The 20,902-nt window shown below is 69.7% G+C and carries 18 protein-coding genes, 1 tRNA gene and 4 pseudogenes; 7 read left to right on the forward strand and 16 right to left on the reverse strand.

Annotated features, from left to right (window positions below):
- Positions 1-19: 19 nt before the first annotated feature.
- The gene (locus ACFVT1_RS09825; protein ID WP_389793903.1) at positions 20-1,123 is read right to left on the reverse strand and encodes a PP2C family protein-serine/threonine phosphatase; all 1,104 of its coding nucleotides are present in this window, start codon (positions 1,121-1,123) and stop codon (positions 20-22) included.
- A gap of 262 nt (positions 1,124-1,385) precedes the next feature.
- Between ACFVT1_RS09825 and ACFVT1_RS09830 the strand changes: the two genes are divergently transcribed.
- Entirely contained in the window at positions 1,386-2,147 is a 762-nt protein-coding gene (locus ACFVT1_RS09830; RefSeq protein ID WP_389793905.1) for a metallophosphoesterase family protein, read from the forward strand.
- 184 nt (positions 2,148-2,331) lie between these two features.
- Positions 2,332-3,024: a formylglycine-generating enzyme family protein gene (locus ACFVT1_RS09835; RefSeq protein ID WP_389793906.1), complete on the forward strand. Its 693-nt coding sequence runs from the start codon at positions 2,332-2,334 to the stop codon at positions 3,022-3,024.
- A 38-nt stretch (positions 3,025-3,062) separates the two neighbouring features.
- Here the strand turns inward: ACFVT1_RS09835 and ACFVT1_RS09840 are convergent, their stop codons facing one another.
- The 5 genes and pseudogenes from ACFVT1_RS09840 to ACFVT1_RS09860 form a co-directional block, all read right to left on the reverse strand.
- The gene (locus tag ACFVT1_RS09840; RefSeq protein ID WP_389793908.1) at positions 3,063-4,292 is read right to left on the reverse strand and encodes a cytochrome P450; all 1,230 of its coding nucleotides are present in this window, start codon (positions 4,290-4,292) and stop codon (positions 3,063-3,065) included.
- A 956-nt stretch (positions 4,293-5,248) separates the two neighbouring features.
- A pseudogene (locus ACFVT1_RS09845) lies at positions 5,249-5,673 on the reverse strand (VOC family protein).
- Between the two features lie 88 nt (positions 5,674-5,761).
- Positions 5,762-7,426 carry an ADP-ribosyltransferase domain-containing protein gene (locus tag ACFVT1_RS09850; RefSeq protein ID WP_389793910.1) on the reverse strand — a complete coding sequence of 555 codons (1,665 nt, stop codon included), beginning with the start codon at positions 7,424-7,426 and terminating at the stop codon, positions 5,762-5,764.
- Between the two features lie 124 nt (positions 7,427-7,550).
- Entirely contained in the window at positions 7,551-8,219 is a 669-nt protein-coding gene (locus ACFVT1_RS09855) for a macro domain-containing protein (RefSeq protein ID WP_259933035.1), read from the reverse strand.
- Positions 8,220-9,348: 1,129 nt separating this feature from the next.
- On the reverse strand, positions 9,349-10,077 hold the full coding sequence (locus ACFVT1_RS09860) for a TetR/AcrR family transcriptional regulator (protein ID WP_389793912.1): 729 nt from the start codon (positions 10,075-10,077) through the stop codon (positions 9,349-9,351).
- Between the two features lie 125 nt (positions 10,078-10,202).
- Between ACFVT1_RS09860 and ACFVT1_RS09865 the strand changes: the two genes are divergently transcribed.
- Positions 10,203-11,240, forward strand: a complete 1,038-nt coding sequence (locus ACFVT1_RS09865; protein ID WP_389793914.1) for an amidohydrolase family protein — start codon at positions 10,203-10,205, stop codon at positions 11,238-11,240.
- Positions 11,236-11,388, forward strand: a pseudogene (locus ACFVT1_RS09870) (GNAT family N-acetyltransferase); the annotation flags it as partial. The gene ACFVT1_RS09865 and the pseudogene ACFVT1_RS09870, both read left to right, overlap by 5 nt.
- Before the next feature lie 194 nt (positions 11,389-11,582).
- On the opposite strand, the gene ACFVT1_RS09875 reads toward ACFVT1_RS09870, so the two are convergent.
- From ACFVT1_RS09875 to ACFVT1_RS09915, 9 genes and pseudogenes are all read right to left on the reverse strand, one after another.
- Positions 11,583-12,029, reverse strand: coding sequence for a hypothetical protein (locus ACFVT1_RS09875; RefSeq protein ID WP_389793916.1), 447 nt, complete (start codon positions 12,027-12,029; stop codon positions 11,583-11,585).
- Between the two features lie 505 nt (positions 12,030-12,534).
- Positions 12,535-13,317 carry a class I SAM-dependent methyltransferase gene (locus ACFVT1_RS09880; protein ID WP_389793918.1) on the reverse strand — a complete coding sequence of 261 codons (783 nt, stop codon included), beginning with the start codon at positions 13,315-13,317 and terminating at the stop codon, positions 12,535-12,537.
- 64 nt (positions 13,318-13,381) lie between these two features.
- Positions 13,382-13,706 (reverse strand): annotated as a pseudogene (locus ACFVT1_RS09885) (transposase); the annotation flags it as partial.
- Positions 13,700-14,050 (reverse strand): annotated as a pseudogene (locus tag ACFVT1_RS09890) (IS982 family transposase); the annotation flags it as partial. The pseudogenes ACFVT1_RS09890 and ACFVT1_RS09885, both read right to left, overlap by 7 nt.
- A gap of 86 nt (positions 14,051-14,136) precedes the next feature.
- Positions 14,137-14,646 carry a DinB family protein gene (locus ACFVT1_RS09895; protein WP_389793920.1) on the reverse strand — a complete coding sequence of 170 codons (510 nt, stop codon included), beginning with the start codon at positions 14,644-14,646 and terminating at the stop codon, positions 14,137-14,139.
- A gap of 495 nt (positions 14,647-15,141) precedes the next feature.
- The gene (locus tag ACFVT1_RS09900; RefSeq protein ID WP_389794080.1) at positions 15,142-15,714 is read right to left on the reverse strand and encodes a GNAT family N-acetyltransferase; all 573 of its coding nucleotides are present in this window, start codon (positions 15,712-15,714) and stop codon (positions 15,142-15,144) included.
- Between the two features lie 101 nt (positions 15,715-15,815).
- Positions 15,816-16,079: a transposase gene (locus ACFVT1_RS09905; RefSeq protein ID WP_389793922.1), complete on the reverse strand. Its 264-nt coding sequence runs from the start codon at positions 16,077-16,079 to the stop codon at positions 15,816-15,818.
- Positions 16,080-16,082: 3 nt separating this feature from the next.
- Positions 16,083-16,622, reverse strand: coding sequence for a hypothetical protein (locus ACFVT1_RS09910; protein WP_389793924.1), 540 nt, complete (start codon positions 16,620-16,622; stop codon positions 16,083-16,085).
- 28 nt (positions 16,623-16,650) lie between these two features.
- Positions 16,651-17,364, reverse strand: a complete 714-nt coding sequence (locus ACFVT1_RS09915; protein WP_389793926.1) for an SDR family NAD(P)-dependent oxidoreductase — start codon at positions 17,362-17,364, stop codon at positions 16,651-16,653.
- A gap of 223 nt (positions 17,365-17,587) precedes the next feature.
- On the opposite strand from ACFVT1_RS09915, the gene ACFVT1_RS09920 reads away from it, so the two are divergent.
- The 3 genes from ACFVT1_RS09920 to ACFVT1_RS09930 all read left to right on the forward strand — a co-directional run bounded on the left by ACFVT1_RS09920 (position 17,588) and on the right by ACFVT1_RS09930 (position 20,828).
- Positions 17,588-19,357, forward strand: coding sequence for an MOSC domain-containing protein (locus ACFVT1_RS09920; RefSeq protein WP_389793928.1), 1,770 nt, complete (start codon positions 17,588-17,590; stop codon positions 19,355-19,357).
- Between the two features lie 203 nt (positions 19,358-19,560).
- Complete coding sequence (locus tag ACFVT1_RS09925; protein ID WP_389793929.1) at positions 19,561-20,256, forward strand: type 1 glutamine amidotransferase domain-containing protein; 696 nt, start codon at positions 19,561-19,563, stop codon at positions 20,254-20,256.
- A 185-nt stretch (positions 20,257-20,441) separates the two neighbouring features.
- The gene (locus ACFVT1_RS09930; protein ID WP_389793931.1) at positions 20,442-20,828 is read left to right on the forward strand and encodes a tyrosine-type recombinase/integrase; all 387 of its coding nucleotides are present in this window, start codon (positions 20,442-20,444) and stop codon (positions 20,826-20,828) included.
- Here ACFVT1_RS09930 and ACFVT1_RS09935 read toward each other — a convergent pair.
- A tRNA-Pro gene (locus ACFVT1_RS09935) sits at positions 20,794-20,867 on the reverse strand. The genes ACFVT1_RS09930 and ACFVT1_RS09935 overlap by 35 nt on opposite strands.
- Positions 20,868-20,902: the final 35 nt, after the last annotated feature.

Here is a 20,902-nt window from a genome sequence, read left to right on the forward strand (position 1 = left end):
CCTGGCCGGACGGACGCCCCTAGCCGGGCGGACGGCCGCCTCGGCGGGCGACGGCGAGGATCGCCATGTCGTCCTGGTGGCCGTCGCAGGTCCAGCGGGCGACATCCGCGGTCACCGCCCGGACCAGATCGCCGGGGTCCATGAAGCGGCCGGTGAGCGTGGTGGACGCGCAGGGGTCGTAGAACGTACCCGTTCGATCGCGTGCCTCAGTGACGCCGTCGGTGATCATGAGAAGCAGCGCGCCGGACGGCAGCCGGAAGACATCGGTGAGCGCGTCGCCGTCCGGTGCCGCGACCGTCCCGAGCCCCATGCCCAGGGGCAGCTGCGGGCGGGTGGCGTCGAGCCGTTCGATCACGCCGTCGTGGATCAGGTACGGGCCCGGGTGACCGCGGTTGACCAGGCGCAGCAGCTTGCCGTCGCCGGGTACTTCGGCCAGCACGGCCGTGGTGAAGTCCTCGTCGGACGCCTCGTTCCCGCTGCGGCTCGCCTCCCGGGTCAGCGCGTCGTCCAGGCGCCGAGCCAGTTCGGCCAGTGTGGGGGCGTTCTCGGCCTCCTGGCGGAACGCGCCGATCGCCACCGAGACGGACGCGACCGCCTGGACCCCCTTGCCCTTCACATCCCCGATGATCATGCGCACGCCGTAGGGGGTCTCCTGCACCGCGAAGAGGTCGCCGCCGATTCTGGCCTCGACCTGCGCGGCGGTGTATCCGGCGGCGACGGCCAGCGGCCCGGCCCGTGGCGGCGGGTCCGGGAGGACCGCCAGTTGCACCGCCTCCGCGATGTCTCGCGCGCGGGCCAGATCCCTCCCTTGACGGCGCAGCAGCAGATTGACCCCGAGGGCCAGGATCCCGATGAGGCCGATGACGGCAAGGTCGACGACGGTCGCCGACGCGGAACGCCCCCGGATGAAGTCCAGCACCAACGAGACCGCGCAGGCGGCGCTCGCGACGAGGACGCAGGCCCGGTACGGCAGCATCGCCCCGGCGATCAGCGGCGCCGCGGCCAGCAGGGGCAGGCCCGTGTACGGCTGGGGTGCGAGAAGGTTCAGCAGTACGCCCGACGCCAGGACCGGCACGACGAGCAGCCAGCCCGCCCATGCCGCTGTGCGCCGATTCTCCTTCACCCGCACTCCCTGTCGCTCCCCCGCCGGGCTCCCCCGACTTGAACGTATCACCCAAAATATCCGCATATGCATGGCTATCGGTTCGTCCGCCCCTCGATCACCGCTCCGGTGGCGAGTCCGGCAGCCGGGATCGAATCCCCCGGTCGTCCGCCCGGTCCCGGTCGTCCGGCCGGCCGCAGGGCGTCGTTCCCGGCCCCTGTCCGGGCTACGCGCCGGGCGAACAGTTCCACCCCTCGGCCGCTTTCGCCCCACAGTCGTGACCATGCTGAATCGAGTAGCCGTACTGTCCGACATCCACGGAGTCCTTCCGGCCCTGGACGCCGTGCTCGCCGAACCGGACGTGAGCACCGCGGATCGCATCGTGCTCACCGGAGACATCACCGCCGGCCCGCAACCGAATCAGGTTCTCGACCGGCTGACCGGCCTCGGCGACCGCGTCGCATGGATCAGCGGCAACGCCGATCGTGAACTCCTCGAACACCGCCGTGGCCTGCGCGACTCGATCCCCGATCCGATCGCCCCCTGGGCCGCCGGGCAACTGCGCGAGGATCACCTCGACCTCCTCGCCTCGTTGCCGCGCTCGCTCACCCTGTCCGTGCGCGGACTGGGAAAGGTGCTGTTCTGCCATGCCACGCCCCGGGACGACGAAGAGGTCGTCCTGGTCGACTCCCGCCTCGACCGCTGGAAGGAGGTCTTCGGCGGGCTCGGCTCCGACGTCCGCACCGTGGTCTGCGGCCACACCCACATGCCGTTCGTCCGCCTCGCCCACGGCCGGCTGGTGGTCAACCCCGGCAGCGTCGGCATGCCCTACGGGCGGCCAGGAGCCCACTGGGCCGTCCTCGGCCCCGGTGTCGAACTGCGCACCACGGACTTCGACACCGCGGCGGCCGCGAAGCTGATCGGCCGCGACTCCGCCTACCCCGGCATCACCGAGTGGGCCGACTACTTCCTCCACGCCCGCGCGACGGACGAGGACGTCCTCGATGCCTTCGCTCCCCGGGACGGCCGCGACAGCGCGCCGTGACGCGCACACCTCTTCCGGAAGCGGCCCGGCCCCGCAACGTCCGTGCCACCGCCCGGACGCCGGCATCCGTCCTGCCGGCACCCCGCCGTCAGGTGTCAGGGGCGCCGAACCGCCGTGCGGCCTCGTGGAGTTCCGGTCTGTATCGTTGCTTCTTTGAAAGTCCAGCACCATGGGGGGAGTTGCGATGAGCCCTGGCTCCTTGCTCGGACAGGCGGTCGCCGCGGACATGAGGCACATCCCTGCCGGGGAGATCGTCCTGCGGGACGAGGGCACGCGGACCAACTGGAAAGTCGAGGTCGGGGCCTTCCGGCTGGCGCCGTATCCCGTGACCCGTGAGCTGTACCGCGCCGTACGGGGCGAGGCGCCCGTGTCACCGGCGGGGCCGCGGACACCGGTGACGGAGGTCTCCTGGGAGGACGCCGTTCGATTCTGCAATCTGCTCTCGGGGGCGGCGGGACTCGAACCCTGCTACTCGACCGGCGGCGGTCCCGACGGGCTGGACGTGGTCTGCGACTGGACGGCCGACGGCTACCGCCTCCCGTCCGAGGCGGAGTGGGAGTACGCCTGCCGGGCCGGGACCTCCGGCGACCGCTACGGAGAGCTGGACGAGATCGCCTGGCACCGCGGGAACTCCGGCGGCGCGGTGCACGATGTCGCGACCAGGGCGCCGAACGCGTGGGGCCTCTTCGACACGATCGGCAACGTGTGGGAGTGGTGCTGGGACGTCTACGACCCCCGGGTCTACGGCCCGTACCGCGTGTTCCGTGGTGGAGGTGGATACGACCGTCCCCGAGGCTGCCGGGCCTCGTGCCGCCGAAAGAGTCATCCGACGTTCCGCATCGACGATCTCGGCTTCCGGCTCGCCCGGTCGCGGTGAGCGGGGCGGCACGGCGCCGCCGGTGCGTACGCCGTGCGCTATCGGTCCGAGGCGCCCGCGGTGAACGTCACCGGCAGGTGTTCGGGGCCACGCAACCCGCCCGGCCGCCACCGCAGTTCCTCGGGCGGCACGGCCAGCGCGAGGCGGCGCAGGCGGCGCAGGACGGTGGCGATGGCGATCCGGCCCTCCAGCCGGGCCAGCGGCGCACCCAGGCAGTAGTGGATGCCGTGCCCGAACGCGAGGTGGGCGTTGTCCCGCCGGGTGATGTCGAGACGGTCGGGATCGGGGAAGTACTCCGGATCGCGGTCGGCGATGGCGGAGGCCACCAGCACGGTCGCCCCGCGCGGGATGTCCACCCCGGCGATGGTGACGTCCTCGCGCGCGAACCGGGCGATGCCGGGGTTGACCGGTCCGTCGTAACGCAGGAACTCCTCGATCGCGCCCGGCAGCAGCGCCGGATCGTCGCGCAGTTTCCGCAGCTGGCCGGGGTGGGCGAGGAGGGCGGCGATGCCGCTGCCGATCAGGTTGACCGTGGTGATGTATCCGGCGACGAGCAGCAGGAAGGCCATGGAGATCAGTTCGTCCTCGTCCAGCCGCCGCTCCTCGTCCCGGGCGACGATCAGCGCGCTGAGCAGGTCGTCCCCCGGGTGCGCCCGCTTGGTCTCCAGGAGTCCGGCCAGGTATGCGCTCATCTGCTGCCACGCCCTGTCCAGCCGGGCCCGGTCCGGCAGCTCGGCCCCCTGGAGGATGAGGTCGTCGGCCCACCGCTGGAAGTCGTGCCGGTCGGTCACGGCCACCCCGAGCAGTTCGCTGATCACGGTGACCGGGAGCGGCAGAGCGAAGCTCTCCACCAGGTCGGCGCGGCCGGCCGGCACGATCTCGTCGAGCAGCCGGTCGGCGATCTCCTGGATCCGCGGCTCCAGCCCCGCCACGTGGTGTGCGGTGAACGCCTGGGAGACCAGGCGGCGCAGGCGGGTGTGGTCCGGCGGGTTCGTGCGCAGCATGGTGTGCAGCATGGACCCGCGGTCGGTGGCGGGCAGCCGCTCAAGGAGCCGGGGGTCCGACGCGTCGCGGGCGTCGCTGCTCAGCTGCGGGTGGGACAGTGCCGAGAGGCCGTCCTCGTACCGCGTGACCACCCAGGCTTCGATACCTCCGGCGAGGATGGCACGCCGTACCGGGCCGTCCTCGCGCAGTTGCCGGTAGAGCGGAAAGGGATCCGCCACGAAGGCCGGGTCGGCGTAGGGCAGGAGGACCGGCTGCTGGCTCATCATGGCCTCCCGTGGGGCATCGCGCCTCGTTGCGCATACATGACCGATTTCGACTGATATGTCCAGCGTAAGGGGCCCGGGGCTCAGTCGGAGGGAAGGACGGCCCGAGCCCCGCGCGGGGCGACCTGTACGGCGGGTCGCAGGTCGGGGCCGCCCACCGGGAGGCACCCCCGAGTCGGGGCGGCGACGAGCGGGCGGACCGGCCGGGGCGGGGGCCCGGCCCCGCGCGCCCCGTACCCGACCGGCGGACCCCGTTGGCAGATCCGCTCCGGCGGAGCTGTCCGGCGGGGCGGAGCACTCAGCCCCGTGCGGCCGTACCGGGCCGGCGCGTGCGGCCCTCCCGCTGACCGGCCTTGAAGCCCGGCCCCGTGTGGCCGTGTACCGGGGCCGGACGCGGCCCCTCCGTCCGCCGCGTCGGGCAGCGGTACCGGGGCGGTGCGCGGAGGCTCTCGTCTCCGTCCGGAGCCGACAGGGCTTCCAGCTCGACCGGTTCGGATCCTTCCGGACGATGCCGGGAACATGGCTGCCCGGCGTTCGGCGAACGGCAGCTCCCGGCGCCCGTCCCGATCGACGGCCTGACGCTCCGCCAAGTCTGCGACGGACGCCCGGAGAAGAGCCTGGCGGGTGCCGAAGTACTGGTGGATCCGGCCGCGGTCGGCCCCGGCCCCGGTGGCGACCTCCCGCGGAATGCCCCCTGCGAGTACCCCGCCGCGACACCGGTCATCCGGCGATCGGCGTCCCGGCGGGGCTGGGCCCGGACGGACTCCTCTGTGCGGTACAGCTCGTCGCCCCGCATCACCGGGACGACCTCGTGCTCGGCTCCGCGCTCGCGGAACGGCACCACGGCCGCACACCCGCCGGCGTCGTCACCGTGTCATGCAGCGCATCCTCACACTGACCACCGTCATCCGGCACAACGACCAGAGCGGACAACCCGTCCTGCGCCCACTGACCGCCTACGACCACTGACCCTTGGGACCCATCATGTGGTTGGACGGTGCCAGGCTGCGCAGGACATCGAACTCGTTGCCTCCCGGTCGGCCATGACCACCCAGCTCCGGCCGGGTCCCCGGCCCACGTCCACCTTGGCGGCGCCGAGGCCGAGCGGCCTGGCCACCTCGTCGTCGGTACTGCCGTCGATCGGGCTGACGTCCAAATGGAGCCGGTTCTTCACGGTCTTGCCCTCGGGTACCCGGATGAACATCAGGGTGGGCGGCATCAGGCGGGCCCGGACCTCCTCGACGGTCGGCTCCCAGGAGCCGGTCTCGACCTTGCCCTCGCTCCGGTCCATCACCTTGAAGTCCAGGACCGCGCACCAGAAGCCCGCGAGCCTCTCCGGATCGTGGCAGTCGACAACCAACTCGGTGAACCTACTGGTCATTACTCGCCCAGACAGTGCGGACGCGGGCTCAGTTCATGAGGCCGCGCCGCCCGCCCGGCAAGTCCGGGAGTATGCCCGGCCGGGGACGTCACGACACCAGGCCAGCCCCCTCCAGCTCAGTCAGCCGTACGGTGCACAGACCCCCACGCTCGGCCTTCACCTCCGTCACCTTCAGCTGCGTCCCCGGCGCGAGGATGTACTCCTCCTCACCCGTGAACGCGGAGAACCGCCGGATCCCCACCGCCCGCGCGGGTGTCACCTCGAACAGCGTCCGCCGGCCACGCCCGCCGAGGAACGCGCGGGCCACACCCAGCTCGGACGTGCACGACGACACGCCCCACCACGTCACCGTCCGCCCCAGCGGGTACTGGGACCGCAGATCCAACGCCACACCACGCCACAGCGGCCGCGTCTGCGCCGGCAACGCCTCCATCGCCGAGAAGAGCAACCGCAGGTACGGCAGGTACGGCACCACGCGCTCGCGGTCCGACGAGCGCAGCACGGCGTTGATCTCGCGGTAGAAGCCCGACTCGCACGTGTACAGGTGGAGGGCCGAGATCGCGTCGGCCGACAAGGCGCCCACGGCCTCCCCGGACAGCGCGCCCGCGGACGCCGCCTGCGCGGCCTTCGTCTCCCCGAAACGGCTCGACAGATCGATATGCCGATCCAGGTGCGCGAGCACCCGCGAGACCGGCTCGACGGCCTTCCGGAAGTCCATCAGCGGCGTGTCGAACACCCCGGTGACGGGCGGCAGGACGAGGCCCTCGTCCTTGACGCTGGTGAGCCGCTCCAGATACAGCTGGTGCAACTCCATCGTGGACGCGATGAACGCCCCCATCCGCTGCGCGACACCACCGTCCTCCGGCCCGCCGGCCCCGTCGGTCCCCTGGTCCCAGCCCTTCTGCGGCAGCCAGTCGACCGGCTCGGCCCCCACCGCCGCCAGGGCGTCGTTCACCTGGGCGAAGTGGTTGCCCTCGCAGAACAGATCCCCCTGCGCGGCCGGATTGGCGTGGTCCAGGTGACGGACCTGCACCCCCGGGTACTTCTTCTCCAGCCGCTGGACGACCCTCTTCAGACTCCGGGCGTGCGCGCCCCACCAGGCGAACACCACCCCCCGGTCGTCCTCCTCCACCGCTTCCTGCTTCGCCCGGAGGATCTCCTCGACGATCTGCTCGGCCACGGGGCGCCAGAACGACGTGTGCCGATCGGTCGCCATCGCACCGTCCGCGCTCGCCGTGAGGGACGCGTTCAGCAGCAGCACACCCTGGGTGAGCATCGCCTGGAACCACTCGGGCGGCTGAACCGTGCCCTCCTTCTTCAGCAGGGCGCGGACATCGGCGATCGGGGTCTTCTTGACGATGCCGTACTTCCACATCGCGGCCGACTTGATGAGGCAGCGGATGCTGACCACCCGGCCGAACTGGCTGTCCTTCCAGTCGGTGAAGGTGTTGTCGAACATCGCGATGCCGGTCGCGCTCTCCGCCCGCGGATAGGGGTTCTGTCCGAAGACGACCACCTTCCACTTCTCCGGCGGATGCGGCTTCAACGCCTGGAACGTCAGCTCACGCACCGGAACGACCTCCGGGCTGCGCTTCGGGCCGATGAAGTCGGCGGCTTCCGGCTGCGCCTCGATCACCGGTCCGAGCAGCGGCAGCCACGGCTCGCCGCCACCGGTGAACAGGCCGGCCAGTCCCAGCGGATCCCCGGCCGGGGAACCGGCATCGCCCGCGGCCGTCACGTCGACATCACTCACGAGGGTGGAACTCCCGATACTCGAACCGGACGCCTCCAACGGCGCCCCGGCATGCTGAACAGATGCGGCAGGGTCGTCGCCGGTGTCCGCGCCCTGGGCGGCACCGGCCTGCGAGGTCTTCGGGTCAGTGACGAAAGGAAGGCCGCTGCGGCACGTTGATCCGGACCCGCCGTGCGGACCCCGCTCCCTCGATGTCGTCGAGCTGCCCCAGTACGGCGGCCCGCAACTCGTCGTAGTCCGCGAAACCGTGGTCGTGGAAGAGGGTGTAGCCCGTCCACATCAGGTTGGCGCACACCTTTGCGGGCACCTGCCCGGTCTGCGCGCCCATCCCGACAAGGGCCACCGACCGGATGCTGCCCGGCTTCGCCCGGTTCTGTAGATGCACCGCCTGGAAGGCGGCTGCGCAGGCCAGGGCCACGTTCATCGTGTCGCTGACGTTCTGCGACGACTGGCGCATGGTGGGCGTCGAGATCAGGTACCGGGGTACGTCCGCCCCGGACGGGACGCACACCGCGCTGCCCACCGGCAGCCGTCCACCGAACCGGTCGCGGATCGCCCGCTGCACCCGCACCTGGATGCCCGCACCGAGGTACCGCTTGACGACGGCGTCGACCCCACCGTCCATCCGGCCACGCTCGTTGGTAGGGGAGACCCAGGCGTCGGCGTCCACATCGAGAAGGGAACCCCGCCTGATCCCGACCTCCGGCGTGTCCGCGAACGCGGACCGCCAGGCCGTCACCACCTCGTCGTTGACGTCGACCAGGACGACGCTCAACGCATGCCTGACACCCACGAATTCACCCCTCTCACCCTGTGATCTCGAACAGTCCCGAAGCTACCGCGCACCACTGACAGTGCCGTTCGACAAGGTTGTTCGAGCACGGGAACAGGGAGAGGGAAGACAGGCACACCAGTACAAGTGAAGGTGGCGGGGCGGTGGTGCCGGCCACCGCCCTTTCCCTGCTCGGACGACTCGATCCGGTGTCGTCTTGTCGGGTCAGCAGTCCAGGTGTGTGCTGGTGTCCCGCAGAGCGGATCGCCGCTCGGCGATCCGGACGTGCGGTCCGTAATCGCCGTGACCTGCGATGACGTACTGGAGTCGGCCGACCGATCCCCGGGCGCAGCAGGTAATTTGACCCCGTCAACACGTTGACCTGCGCATTTCTCCGACGTCAGGATCCGTGAACTCGCTGTTGGGCCCGACGAGGGGGTGCTGGGCCTTCTTCTGCCCACAGCGCCACCCGTGCGTAGGCCAGGCGATCCGGCCCCTGTGCGGTCAACGGACACCGGCGAGAACGGGCCTTGCCCGACCGACGAATTCCGCTACCCCGTGGGAGCGGCGGTAGGGCCCGAGGCCGGAGACGAGGCGGGCGAGGTGGCCGACGCAGCGCGGGGAGTCGACCTCGCCCGTCAGTGAGTCGATGGCGCGGTTGCCGTGGACAAGGGCCTGTGTCGTCCAGGCGGCGCAGGCCGGCGGTGATCTCGTCGAGGTGGTCGACGGCCTCGGCGGTGATGACGGTTCCTGGAGATCGTGTGACGACCTCGGCGGGGTGGGCGCGGAGCCATTCGTGAGCAGGCGTGGCGATCGAGGTCCCCAGCAGCTGGAAGAAGTGGCGACGGTACACATGCCCAGCCTCGGTGGGCGCGTGCAGGGCGCGCAAGGCCCCGTCGGTATCCCAGGCGTTCCGGTGGATGATGGCCGACAGCCGGTCGCCGCGTCGCCGTTGGCCCCCGCACCGAGGCAAGCCGAGGTCAAAGATGCCGGCCACGGGGTCAGGTAGCGGGTGGACCGGCTCCGTTGCCGGCGCGGAGGTCTCCCTGGGCGCTGTCTCCCGTACCCGTCGATACCGGGATCGGGACACCGAAGACGCCTCCCGAACTCGTCGAGAAGCGCCTTCAGCGCTGTCGATAAGGCCAAGCGGCTATACGGACAGTCGCCGGAGCCATTCCATCAGGAGTTGCTGTTCGGCGTCGCTGAGGGCGTTCTGGCCGGGCAGTGCTGCGCGCAGGGCGCGGGCAGCGCCGGCCGGCCCCGGTTCCTGCACAGCCGGTTCCCGGGTGGTGATGGTGGTGATCATCGATTCGCGCAAGGCGACGAGGAGTGCGGGGTCCCGCTCGGGCTCGCGTACGGACAGCCAGGTCAGGATGGCGCCGCCGGCGGTGGCGTGGACGATCTGGGCCGCGAGGCCCTCTTCCACACGCAAGAGGCCCGCGGCAGCGATGCGGCGGATTCGGTCCATGAGGAGTTCGAGGCCGATCTGGAAGACGGCGGTGGACCGGGTGGGTTCGCCGTACATCAGCGTGTACAGCGCGGGGTTGGCCAGCCCGAACTCGACCACGGTGTCCCAGCCGTCACGCAGTTCCTTGACCGGGTCCTGCGGGGCGGGATCGATCTGCTGCTTGGCTGCCAGGAACCGGGTGAAGCCGTACTCGGCCACCGCGTCCAGCAGCCCCTCCTTGTCACCGAACAGCCGGTACAGGGCCGGCGGCTGCAGGCCGGCGGCGTCGGCGACCGCCCGGGTAGTGACCGCATCGCGGCCCCCACGCTCCAGCAGGTCTGTCGCGGCGTCGATGACCCGACGGCGCGTCTGCTCGCGCGCGGGGGTGCCGGGCTCCGCGGCACGCCGCGTAAGGGTCGGTTCAACAGGCATGGATCAACGATATCGTCATCGGGACAGAGTCGCTATCGCCGTTATCACTTTCATGTTGACGTCGATAGTATCGGTGGTGGCTTTAGAACAGTTCCACTGGAAACATCGCTGCGAGGAGAACCATCATGTCCGACCGTTTGCGGATCACCGGGTTGGAAGAGACCGTCGTGGTGCCGGCCGTCCACGAGGCGTACCAGCGGGCCGGATCGCCGCAGATTTTCTCGCGTGGCTTTGGGGACGACCCGATCGCAAAGAATCTGCACGAGGTTGGTGAGCAGCGGCTGGCGCACATGGACGACCAGGGCATCGATGTCGCCGTGCTGTCCCTGTCGTCTCCGGGCGTGCAGGACCTGCCGGAGGCCGACGCCGTCGCGGTGGCCCGCGAAGCCAATGACCAGCTTGCCGAGATCGTCGCCTCCCGGCCCGACCGCTTCCAGGCGTTCGCCGCGATACCCACCCAGTCACCGGCCGCGGCCGCGGCCGAGCTGGAGCGCGCCGTGTGCGAGCTCGGCTTTCCCGGGGCCATGCTGTACGGCCGCACCGGGGACAAGCTGGCCGACCACCCGGACAACGACGAGCTGTACGCGACCGCCGAGCGGCTGGCCGTGCCGTTGCACTTCCACCCGCAGACACCGGTCCAGCCCGTCATCGACGCCTACTACTCCGACCTCCCGGACCCCATGGGCCCCGTGCTGGCCGGGGCCGGACTCGGCTGGTACTACGACCTCGGCGTCCAGTACCTGCGCATGATCTTCTCGGGTGTCTTCGACCGGTTCCCCGACCTGCAGGTGATCGCCGGACACTGGGGCGAGGTCGTGATGTTCTACCTCGACCACACCGGCTTCTTCGGCGAGGCAGGCCGCTTGCGGCAGCCCCTCGCCGACTACTTCAAGCAGAACTTCTGGGTCGCCGGCAGCGGTACCAACAGCCCCCGCTACCTGCGCTGGACCGCCGAGGTGATGGGCACCGACCGGATGCTGTACTCCACCGACTACCCCTTCACCTACGGCTTCCGCCCCGGCGGCTTCCCCTACGTCGACACCAGCAACGGTGGAGCCCGCTCCTTCCTGGAGAACTCGCCCTTCACCGACGAGCAGAAGGCCGACATCGGCCACCGCAACTGGGAACGCCTCACCGCCCGCGCCAAGCGCCTCTCGGCCTGAAGCACCGCCCACAGGGGCCGGCCAGACCGCCAACGCGCGCTCGATGCACCTCGCGGCAAAGCTGGGGTTCACCGAAGTGGAGCGGTACGAGGACTTCGGCGCCGAACAGTGGTTCGGCGTGTGCACTTCGGCCACGCCGCCCGGTTGAGCTCGTGCTCGACAGCGCGGATCCTCGGCGCCATCGAGCGGTGGTCGGCCTCGGCGCGGACAACAATCGAGTACGCCGGAGCCGCGCGAGGGCGGCGGCAGGTGACGTGGACTACTGCTCAAGCGGTGTTCCGAGAGAGGCTCTGGCGGCGTCGGCGTCGCGCATCGCGGCGCCTGATCGATCGTGTGGGGCCATCACCGATGGCGGTGGCGGAGGTAAGCGTTGATGATCTGCTCGGTGAGCTTGTCGAGCCGGCGGGGATGGCCGCCGATGGGCAGGCGGGGCTTGTCGAGGTCCACGTCGTCGAGGCCGAGTTTCTGCAACACGGTAGGACGAGCGGCGTGCACGGCGGTGAGCGCGAGGATGAGCCGGCGGATCGGTGTGGTGGCGTGGGCGACGAGCGCGTCAAGCTGATCAGGCTCCAGCCGTTGCGGCATGCTCGGCTCGACCGGTCCGCGCTTGACGCGGGCGGTCGGGTTTCGGAAGAGCCGTCCGGCCGCCTTGTGGAACTGAAAGATCGACCTTGGAGCGACCAAGACGCGATTGCGCTGCAGGCCGGTCAGGGCCTTCACAGCCTCTTTGACGTCCTGGCGGGTGACCTCGTGCAGGTGCTGATACCGGCCTGACCAGTCGATCAGCAAGGGCAGGGCCGCACCAAGGTAGTCGCGGATGCTCTACGAACGCCGGCTCGCCGAGCGCCTCGCAGCCGTCGAAGATCCCACACGACACCAGCTCCTGCACCGGTTCGCCACCTGGCACCAACGGCGACGCCTTCGGGCGAAGGCCGACGCCGGTCCGCTCGGACGCTCTCGTGGCCCAGAAGAGCATGACTCCGTGTATCCATGGCCCGTGTTCCAGGGCCGGGTCGCCTTCCGTCCAGTACAAACCGGTGCCGCCGGACTCGTCCCATCGCTCGGCCGGAACAGTCGTGTCCCTCAGATCCTGTCAGCCCGCCCCTGAACCACACCTGGGCCAGGGGCGCGGGCCCCCGGGCGGATCTCTGCGCGCGTTCGACGCGCGAGCAATGCGGCCGCCGATCGGCGTCGCGCACCACACAAGTGCTGCCGCTAGGTGCCGTGACCGGCAACGTTCACCGGTTTGCCATAGATGAACGGAGAGCCAGGCAGAGCGGAACCGATGTCTGGACTACTGCGCTGAGGGAGCGCGCTGTGCGGTGAGCACGGGCTGGCAGTACCCGCTGGAGGTCGGACTGTGCCAGGTGATGTCGGTGAAGCCGGTTTCAGCCACGAACTCTGTCAGCTGCGGGGGCGTCAGCGCCCAGTAGGTGCTCCGGCGGACTCGGACATGCCAGGTGTTCTCCGCAGGGATGAGCTGGAAGTGCTCCAGGTCGTAGCGCTCGCCGTCTTCATGCCAGTGCCACAGCTGGAAGGTGATCACTTGGCCGTCGCGTGTCTCCGAGACCTGGGGAGGTGTCGCCGTGGGTCTGGTCTGGCGCGTCTCGTCGTAGGCCCGGACAGTGATCACCAACAGTCCGTCGTCTCGGAGCACCCGTCTCATGCCGAGGAGTGCCGCCCGGAGATCTTGCCCGGAGAGCAGGTGCGGGAGCGAGTTGTCCGCGCAGAGGACGACGTCGAATGACGTCTCTCTGAACGGCAGTTGGCGCATGTCAGCCGCAGCGACCGGAAGCCGGCTGCCCCGGGCCGCCGCTTCGGCGGCGGCGCGCGCGGCGGCGACCGGGCTCAGGTCGCTGCCGACGACCTGGTGCCCGGCCAAGGCCAGCCCGATGGCCTGGGTGCCGATCCCGCACGAGCAGTCCAGGACAGTGTGCGGTCCGGCGCCGAGAGATTTACGGACGAGCCCGCCCAGTACCTCGGCCTGGTAGGCCATGCTCGCGTCCCAGTCCCGGAACATCAGATGGTAGTCGTGGGCCAACTCGTCGTAGAAATTCCGCACGGAGAGCTCGGACATGTGTCCCACCGTAGTGCGTGGCTGCCAGGAAGGACGAGCAGTTCAGGCAGTAGCTGGCAGACCTTCGGCCGCCCCAGCGGATGCCCTTCTCGCTGCGGATGCGGGCGCGTTCGCGACGCTGCGCCGCGAGGACGTCGGGGTGGGTGGGCGTTGGTGTTGCGCCAGCGCGGATAGGCATGCAGGGCCCGGGTCTGCACGCTGTGGTTGCGGTGGTGGGAGTTGGCGATCGTGAACTGCCGCAGTGGCCCGAAATGGGCTTCGATCGGGTTGGCCCAGGAGGCGTAGGTCGGGGTGGAGCACAGCTCGACGCGGTTCTTCTTCGCCCAGCGACGGTTCTTGTCGCCCTTGTGGGCGGACAGGTTGTCCAGGTTGATGTAGATCGGGAGTCCACGATCCACACGTCATCACTCCGTACGGAGGTGTCGGTTGCCAGCACCCGGGTCACCCGCCGCAGCAGCTCGGTGGCCTTGTGCAGGCGCTTGTTGTAGCCGGGCTGCTTGGGCAGGTAGGGGAAGAGATGCCGCAGGTGGGCGCGGGCGTGGCGGAGCCACTTGGCCTCGGAGGTGAAGCCCAGCACGGCCTGCATCATCGCGAGCGTGACCAGCTCGGCATCGGTCAGTTGCGGGGCGATCCCGACCGCCGGACGCCAGGGCGCCAGGTGCGGTGAGTCCTTCAGCAGGTCGTCGGTCTTCACATAGAGCGCGGTGGCGAGGGAGTCCAACTCTGTCTTCACACACTGACGTTGGACTCCCCCCTTCCAACCCTGCGGGCGATTCTCCGGAACGGATCAGCATGTGGAGATCGATGGCTCGTGCGGACTCAGGCGCCCACGGTCCCGTCGACACCTTCGCGCAGAAAGTCCGCGTGCCCGTTGTGGCGGCCGTACTCCAGAAGCACGTGCGTCATCACCATCCGCAGCGACACCTCCTCGCCCCATCGTGGCTGATACCCGGCCTGGTCCAGGGACTCAGCCTCCCGCTCGATACGGCGCGAGTGCTCCACCTCGGCATCCCAGGCCACGAACGCCTCGTCCCTGGTCGACGCACTCGCGTCGTACGCTGCCTGAAAGTCGATCTTGTCGGACCAGACCATGGGCGCGTCGTTGTCCTCGAACACTCGACGGAACCAAGCACGCTCCACCTCCGCCATGTGCCGCACCAGACCGAGCAGCGAAAGCGTGGACGGCGGCATCGACTGCTGCCGCAGTTCCTCGTCGGTGAGCCCTTCGCACTTCAGGACGAGGGTTGCGCGGTGGTAGTCGAGGAAAGCCCGCAGCATGTCGCGTTCGCTGCCAAAACTGGGCGGTCCTATGCGATTGTCGCTGGTCATTGGCCGTGCTCCTCATCCGTGCCTGCGTTGAGGGCCAGTATCTAATCCCGTCGACCGTCCCCCTACGAGGCCGTCAACCGGACCTGATTGTTCCCACAGAGGTCGCCCAACACAGGAATGAGAAAGGCTCATTGGACCCCGCGCCACAACTGCCCCTTGGAATCGATCATCTAGACGGGCTCTGGCCGCGATTCCGTGAAGCCGCAGGTCAGCGGCGGAAATACAGGAGGTCGCGGGCTTGGCGGGCGAGTGTGGTCTTGCCCGCTGCGGTCGGCATCCCGCCACGGTCAGGCAAGCATCCGGATCCTTTGGCGCCCTTGCCGCCCGAGTTCGGGCGACCGGGTCAGGGTGGGCAGCCAGCCACAACTGCGGTTCACGATGCCGGAACCGAGAGGGAGGTATGCACCTCTTTGCCCGGTTCGCTGTTGTGTGTGGACGAGGCACAGTGATCAGTGGTTTGGGGCGTGGCCGATACCGGGTGCCGAGCGACGTAACTCAGTGGGCGGGAACCGGCTCCGACGACGGCCGCCACTCCCGCCTGATCAGCCCGTAGACCCACGAGTCAGAGACCTCGCCGTTGACTACGCAGTCCTCCCGCAATGTCCCTTCACGCGCGAAGCCGAGCTTCTCCAGCACGCGGGCAGATGCCACGTTGCGCGTATCGGCCTCAGCTTGGACGCGATTTAGCTCCAGCGTGTCGAATGCCCACCGCAGCAAAGCGCGCGCGGCCTCGGTCGCGTAGCCGTGGCCCCACGCTGCATCGTCGAAGCAGTAGCCAAGCGACGCGCTGCGGTAGTCCGGATTCCACCTGTTCAGGCTGCACCAGCCGATGAACGCCCCGTCGGAGACACGATCCACGGCCAGCCGCGCCCCGGTGCCCTCCTGTGCCATCTGCCGGCAAGCCGTGATGAACTTCTCGGCGCGCACGCGTTCGCTCCACGGTGGCGCGTCCCAGTAGCGCAGCACGTAGGCGCTGCTGTGCAGTGCGAAGAGGTCGTTCACATCCGCGTCTTCGAATGCACGCAGTCGAAGGCGAGCGGTGTGCAACGAGGGGGTGGGCAGCGACATACTCACGTTCTCTTCCCTGATCGGTGGCCGATCAATCAGACATCCGATGCGGGTCACTCGCAATGGGTTTTCTCGGCGGGCCGACAGAACGACGTGTCCCCTCATCGGCGCGACCGAGCCTCTCTCCGTGTGGTTGGGAGCGGACCGCGACGGCGTTCCCCGTCCCCGGCACCGTCCGTGGGCAGGTACAGAGCCCGGCCGGTCACCATGTGGCCGCGGTCGGTGGCGAAGGTGAGGTGGACGGCGACCTGGCACACCCCGACCCCGCCCAGCGCGCCGGAGTACTGCGGGCCGGCGCCGACCGCGTCCGTGGAAGACTTCTCGTCCCCGGCCCCCACCTCGCCGACCAGCGCCACCCAGATCACGAACTACTGCTGCCGTGAGAACACGGAAATCCTGCTCAGCAACCAGAAAGCGCTGCTCGTGCCGACGCCGTAGGCGAGGTGGGCGGTCAGATCATCACCCAGCGTCTTGGCGTCGTATGTCCAGATGGGTTTGTAGAGTCCCGCGATCGGAAGCAACACGTATCCGCTGAGCCACACGAGCGCACCGTACGGGAGCCCGTAGAGGACATGGGGCTTGCCCAGCGAGGCGCAGACGACGCCGTAGAAGGCCGCGTTGCCCACTCCATAGGCCCAGTGCATGAACGTGCTGACGGGGAACGCCGCACTGTCCGGCAGCTCGCGCAGCGTGAATGCCTCGGCCAGGCGCTTTCCGACCTGCCCGGGATCCGGCGCCTCCTGCCAGGTGCGGACCGGGGCGAACTCCCAGCGCAGGGCGTTGTGTTCGCCACCGGCCCGGCGCTGGCGCAGGAACCGCACGGTGTCCATGCAGACGGTGCCGATCACTCCCGCCGCCAGACCCGCACCGACAGCGCCGAGCGGAGCCGGCTGCTTGCGAGTGCGCATAGGTCGATCACTCCCGATCCCGGTACTTTCAGAAGCCGGCGCTCTGGCCGCCGTCGACGTGCAGGATCTCGCCGGTGACGAACGATGCCTGTTCGAGGTACATGATCGCCTCGACGACGTCGTCGATCTCGCCCATCCGCCCGAGCGGGTGCAGCGCGGCGAGCGTGCCGCCCGGGTCGTCCGGGTGCATCGGAGTGCGGATGACGCCGAGTGAGACGGCGTTGGCGCGGATGCGGCGCGCCGCGTATTCGATGGCCAGCTCCTTCGTCGCCGCGACCAGGCCGCCTTTGGTCAGCGAGGCGAGCGCCGCGGGTACGCGCGCGTTGGCGCGGTCGACCAGCGACGTCGACACGCACAGGACGTGCCCGCCGTCGCCGCCCGCGAGCATCGCGGGAATGGCGCTGCGCGTGACGTCGAAGAAGCCGCGCAGGTTGACGCCGGTCACCAGGTCGTAGTCGGCGTCGGTGTAGTCGGTGAATGGTTTCTCCCGGTAGACGCCGGCGTTGTTCACCAGCGTGTCGATCCGGCCGAAGCGGTCCAGCGCCTGCTCGACGATCTGCGCACCGGTACCGGGCCGGCTCAGGTCGCCGGGCACGGCGAGTACGTCCGGATCGTGCGACGAGGGGATGGACCGGGCGGTCACGACGACGGCGTACCCGCGCCTGCGATATGCGTCGGCGACGGCCGCGCCGATGCCTTGTGAAGCACCGGTGACGATTGCCACCTTCTTCTCCGAGCTCATGGGTATGTCCAAGCTGAGGTTCTCGCGTGGGTATGTCCAAGCTGAGGTTCTCGCGCTGGAAGTCTCCGGCTCACGGCGGGCCACACGCGGCGGCGGCGCCCACCGGTTCTCACTCTACGTGTCGCCGAGCCCCGGCGCCGCGTGGAGCTCTTCGGGTGCGGTCGGCGGCCGACCGTACGACGCTGGAGACACCGGCCTGTCGAGCGCGGGAGGAGCACAGGTCATGGCCGCTCTGATCGCCGTGAACGTCGGCATGCCCAAGGACGTCCCCTGGCACGGCAGGACCACCCGCACTGGCATCTGGAAGCACCCCGTCACCGGGCCCGTAATGGCACGCCGCCTCAACCTGGACGGCGACGGGCAGGGTGACCTCGCCGGGCACGGCGGCGAGCAACGTGCCGTGCTGGTCTACCAGTTGAGCTCCTATTGCCATTGGCAGGAGTACCTGAAGCGGGACGACTTCACGTACGGCCAGTTCGGCGAGAACCTCACTGTGGACGGACTCGCCGACGACGAGGTGTGCATCGGTGACCGCTACGAGATCGGCGGCGCGGTCTTCGAGGTCACCCAACCCCGCGTGACGTGCTACCGCGTGGGGTTGCGGCTCGGCGAGCCGCAGATGGCCGCCCTACTGGTGTCCCATCGCCGCCCGGGCTTCTACATGCGGGTGCTGACTGAAGGGCGGGTGCGGGCCGGGGACGAGATCGTGAAGATCGCCTCGGGCCCCGAGGAGATGACCGTCGCGGAGATCGACGCGCTGCTCTACCTGCCCGGCCACGCCCGACCGCAGCTCGAACGGGCCCTGCGCATCCCCGCGTTGAGCCCCGGTTGGAAGACGTCGCTGCGAGCCCTGCTCGACGACGCGGATCGCGGCTCCGGCGCCGTGGGTGGAAACCGCGGGCTGACCACCAGCAGCCCGCCGCCGGCCTGGCCCGGGTTCCGTCGGCTCGAAGTCGCCCGCATCGAGCCGGAGAGCGCGAGTATCTTCTCGCTCACTCTGGCGGCAGTCGACGGTGAGCCGCTCCCGGCCGCTCTGCCGGGGCAGTTCCTCACGGTCCGCCTGCGGCCGGACCCACAGGCCTCCCCGGTCATCCGCAACTACTCGCTCTCCGGCCGACCGGGCGCCGAGACGTACCGCATCAGTGTCAAGCAGGAGCCACACGGCGTCGCCAGCACCTACCTGCGTCAGCACGTGAAGGTGGGTGACGTTCTCGATGTCGCCGCTCCGCGCGGCACGTTCCTGCTCACGGACGCGGACACTCCGGTCCTGCTGCTGTCCGCCGGTGTCGGTGCCACCCCGGTCCTGGCCATGCTGCACGCTCTGGCCGCGGAGCGCTCGCAGCGCGCGGTGTGGTGGCTGCACGCGGCCCGGGACGGCGAGAACCACCCGTTCGCTGGCGAAGTGCGCGCACTGCTCTCCCAGCTGCCCGCAGGCCGGTCTTTCGTCTCCTACAGCCGTCCGTCCGGCGTCGACCGCCCAGGTGTCGACTACACGGTCAGTGGGCGGTTCAGTCCCGAGCGGATCCGCAGCCTGGAGCCGCCTCCGGACGCCGACGCCTACATCTGCGGGCCGAGCGCGTTCATGCGGGACATGACCGGAGCCCTGGAGGCCTGCGACCTGCCGTCCTCCCGGATCCGCACCGAGGTGTTCGGGGCCACGTCCGCCGTCACCCCCGGTGTGGTGACCGGATCCGCCCGGGCACCGCACCAGCCGGCCACTCCTCCCGGCGGCCGCCCGGGGCCGTCCGTAGCCTTCGCGCGCAGCGGGCTGATCGTCCCCTGGCACCCTGACTACGGGACACTGCTCGGACTCGCCGAGGCGTGCGACGTGCCCGTGCGCTGGTCCTGCCGCACCGGAATCTGTCACACCTGCGAGACCGCGCTTCTCTCCGGCCACGTCGAGTACGCCCCGCAGCCCCTGGAGCCCCCCGCCGGAGGAAGCGCGCTCATCTGCTGTTCGACGCCCCCGGCCGACGTGGTCCTGGACATGTGACCGGAAGCGTCCCTGGCCGAGGGCACCACCGCCGACGTCGCGATACGCGTCCAAGGCCGCCGACGGAGCACCGGGTTGCGCGCGGTCGGCGCAGCTGCCTAGCGTGGTTGCGTGGGAAGGGGAGAAAACCGGCGGGGCGGGTCGGTTTCGTGGGGCACCCCGCCGAACCCGCTCCTGGCATGCGTCCGAGAGGGGATTTCCCCATGGCAAAGGTGCTTTTCATCGTCAGCGGAGCCACCTACTGGGTGTTGAAGGACGGCACACGGCACGCGACCGGCTACTGGGCCGAGGAGTTCGCGAACCCGTACAAGATCCTCACGGACGCCGGTCACGAGGTCGTCGTCGCGACGCCGAACGGTGTGACGCCGACCGTCGACATGATGAGCCTGCGCCCCGAGATGGTCGGCGGAAACGACAGCGCCCTGGAGCTGGAGGCCATCATCCGTTCCGCGGAGGTGATGCGTCGACCGCTGCGGCTGTCGGACGTGCGCCTGGAGGACTACGACGCGGTCTACCTGCCGGGCGGTCACGGACCGATGGCGGACCTGGCGTGGGACGCCGACGTGGGGCGGCTGCTGACCCAGCAGCTGGCCTCGGGCAACCCGCTGTTCATCGTCTGTCACGGTCCCGCCGCGATGCTGGCCACCAGGATCCACGGCGAGTCGCCGTTCAAGGACTACAACATCACCTGCTTCACCGACGAGGAGGAGGAAGGCGTCGGGCTGGCCTCCAGGGCGCCGTGGCTGCTGGAGACCGACGTGAAAGCGAAGGTCGGGGTCAACTTCAGCCGTGGTCCGATCTGGGAGCCCTACATGGTCGAGGACCGCAACCTGGTGACCGGACAGAACCCGGCCTCGGCCGCGGTCCTCGGGAACCGGATGCTGGAGATCCTCAAGTGACCTGTCCTGGAGCGATCCGGCCCAGGCACGCGCCCGCCAAGTCACCCTCACCGAGGAAATCCGCCCGGTGATCGCCGGACGCATCCTCGCCGTCGGCCCCGACCCCGACGCGCGGCTCTTCACCGGCCCCCCGCGGCGGGCGCATCTCCACCGCCGTCCTACGGGACGCAGCCCACTGGGACGAGGTGGTCATCTCACTCGGCCATGAACACCTGCGCCGCCACGACCTCCGCTGCCTCCGCCACACAGGACTCACCTGGTTCGCCGGCGCCGGTGTCCCCGTCCACGTCCTCCGCAAAATCGCCGGACACGGCTCCCTCCTCACCACCCAGCGCTACCTCCACCCCGACATGGCCCGGATCACCAAAGCCGGCCACGCCCTCACCGCACACCCCCACCCCATCCGCACACCCCTCGCCGTCCAGCCGGCAGCAGGACGGCACCGCTGGACACCGTGGTCCCCAACTGGTCCCCAGGAAAAGCGGAAAGGCGGTACCGGATTTCTCCGATACCGCCTGCGACCTGCGAAAAAACAAGTCGGGACGACAGGATTTGAACCTGCGACCCCTTGACCCCCAGTCAAGTGCGCTACCAAGCTGCGCCACGTCCCGCTGCGATTCCCCCCGGTGTTCCCGGGCGGCTGCGC

The sequence above is a fragment of the Streptomyces sp. NPDC057963 genome, from assembly GCF_042887155.1.
Lineage (GTDB): Bacteria > Actinomycetota > Actinomycetes > Streptomycetales > Streptomycetaceae > Streptomyces.